This is a genomic window from Mesorhizobium sp. M0500 (genome assembly GCF_040321165.1).
Classification (GTDB): Bacteria; Pseudomonadota; Alphaproteobacteria; order Rhizobiales; family Rhizobiaceae; genus Mesorhizobium.
In genome coordinates this window covers 1-2,419 of record NZ_JAMYRB010000070.1, presented here as the reverse complement: position 1 = coordinate 2,419, position 2,419 = coordinate 1, and the positions used below count along the sequence as shown (strand labels likewise).

At 57.1% G+C, this 2,419-nt stretch carries 1 protein-coding gene and 2 pseudogenes; 1 reads left to right on the top strand and 2 read right to left on the bottom strand.

The genetic code is table 11. The features are described 5' to 3' along the window. Nucleotides 1-265 (bottom strand): annotated as a pseudogene (locus NKI70_RS33735) (IS110 family RNA-guided transposase); the annotation flags it as partial. Nucleotides 266-786: 521 nt separating this feature from the next. Here NKI70_RS33735 and NKI70_RS33730 point away from each other — a divergent pair. After that, complete coding sequence (locus NKI70_RS33730; RefSeq protein WP_352529071.1) at nt 787-1,644, top strand: sulfotransferase domain-containing protein; 858 nt, start codon at nt 787-789, stop codon at nt 1,642-1,644. Nucleotides 1,645-2,058: 414 nt separating this feature from the next. Here the strand turns inward: NKI70_RS33730 and NKI70_RS33725 are convergent. Next, nucleotides 2,059-2,312 (bottom strand): annotated as a pseudogene (locus NKI70_RS33725) (transposase); the annotation flags it as partial. Nucleotides 2,313-2,419 lie beyond the last annotated feature (107 nt).

Below are 2,419 nucleotides of genomic sequence, written 5' to 3'. Positions count from 1 at the left end.
CCCCGACGCGGCCCCGGCCGCCGGCGGGGGGGCGGGCTACCGGCTGGACCGTGGGCCGGGCCGGGCCGGCTGCGTGCGGCCCGCGGTCAAGTAGCTTCAACAGTGCTGGCGCGACGGCATCGATCTTCTTGAGGGGCTGGCGCTTGAGACCTGGAATAAGCGCGGCGACGAGCCACTTCCCCTTGCTCATTTCGATGACGGCGATGATCGTGTTATCCTGTTCAAGAGCGGTAAGGGAGCGGCTCGTGTCAAAAGATTGCGACATGGGACGCCTCCTTCTGATGGTGGTTGAAACAGCGAAGGATGCCACACCCTCGCCGCTCCCCCCATAGCATCTACTCGGCGGGCAAGATTCACCGATTGCTTGCTTTCTCCTGGAAAGAAGTTCACGGTCCGATCCAAGACAGAGGCAGGACAATGAAAAGCCGGCTAGATCCCTAGTGAACGCGGAAGTGTCGTCGGTAATTAGCTCATCGGCAGCTTTCGTAGGCGTCTTCGGGCGACTCTGAGTTTTGACATGACGTATGATTGTCTCTCAGCGACGATCGCCAAGCGGGGCGAGCCAACGGCGTGCCGATCTCCTTCGCTCTCAGCTATCGGAATACCAGCGCAGCGAGCTGGCCAGAATCGTCGCACATGGCCGACGCTCTCAATAATTCCGTCACTCATGGGCGGCGACAACAGGGCGCGACTGCCTGGGGCCAAGCTGGCAGTCTCCGAATGTATCCACAGTCCGCATTTGCTACCTTGATTGCTTAACACCTTGCAAAAGTGAGAAGATACGCAATGGTCCACCCGCTTCCAGAAGAGCTGCGCGTTATCGCGGGTCAAAATTTTCCGCTTTACCCCTGCTCAAATGAAGCTTGGTCAATTAAGCCGACGGGCGGCGCCACAAGCGCGCGGGTTATGATTTGTTCCATTCCGAAGGCGGGCACCCACCTATATGCCCGTCTGCTAACCATGCTCGGGCTTGAACAGTCCGATGTGTTCTTTAATAAAGAATATCTGGGAGACTTCCGCTTTGTGGATGTCGAGAGAGCTCGGTTCACTCATTCTGAAAACATCCTGTGGATACCGATCGAGATATCATCTCGCTTTATTCAGCCCGGTCAGTTTGGCTATGGGCATCTGCCGTGCGACATGGGCATCCGCCATTGTTTGGCGGATTTCAAAGTCATCTTCCTTTCGCGTGAAATGCGTGCGGCAATTGTGTCGCAGATGCGATATGTCGGGAACAGCGACTGGTGCCCGCCTGGGAGGGCTGAGATCAAGTGGCGCCATGAGCCGAACGGGCCCGAGAAAATGCTGAAGTACTTTGATGAGATTGCGCCTTTCATTTTCAACGAACGCTGTCACCCGTTGGTGCCGTGGGCAGATGAGGAGGATGTTCTTGGATTGACCTATGAGCAGATCATAGGTGACCAAGGGCACGAAGTTCAGCTCGAGACCATTCGCAAAATTGCTGAGTTTTGCGAGATCCAGTCACCGCAGAAGCCGGAGCTGATCTTGAACCAACTTATTGGAGAGCAGACCTTTACCTTCTCCGGCAGGCGAACTTCGTGGGAGGCTTGCTGGAGTCCGGAGATTGAGGCGCGGTTTACCGCGCTCGGTGGGTCAAGACTCAACGAGCGATTCGGATTTTGATCTGGAAATGGCCGACGAAAATGGAAACCCCTTTCCTTGGGAGAACCATGGTGGCCTGTTGCTGCTGGCCCGGCTAATTGATGATCTTTATCGACGATTGCCGGAACGATCACCGCGCACCTACGCTGCGGCTCGATCGCGTCGCTCACCCTTTACGAGCCTCGACTAAACGACGCGACTGCGCATACTCTCTGCGGCGTGGACCCGGATGGGCGGCGGGCATGGAAGCCTGGCTTGATAGCTCAGTGCCGCCGGTCGGCGCGAGCAACACAAGGACACGCACGAAAGGCTTTGGACCCTGGCTGGCTTAAGAATGTTGAGGCGTCGCATCACTCCAACAGGATTAATTGAAAGGCGTTCATCGGCGTCAGACGCCGACCGCAGTGCGACGGTTTTGGCTAGAGCGGGATGAATTTAGGTTGGCGCATAGCCGGCCTCGATGAAGTAAGTTCTGCATTCGGTTGAAGTGACGGTGCCGGGGATATGTCCAATGGCATCGCAGACGGCCTCGACCGTTCGCTTGGCAGCTTTGCGCAGCCAATGCTTAAGCTTGGCGACGAGCTTCTCGATGGGGTTGAGGTCGGGCGAGTATTTCGGCAGAAAGAACAACTGGCGCCGGCCGAGCGGATGGCGCGGCGCACTGCCTTGCTCTTGTGCGAACCGAGATTGATGGGGTGGACGCCCCCTGACGGCATCGCTGTGCCAAAGTGGTGTCGTTGATCATCACTTGAACGGAGGCGTCCATGTCGGAAGTTAGCATGATCGGGTTGGATCT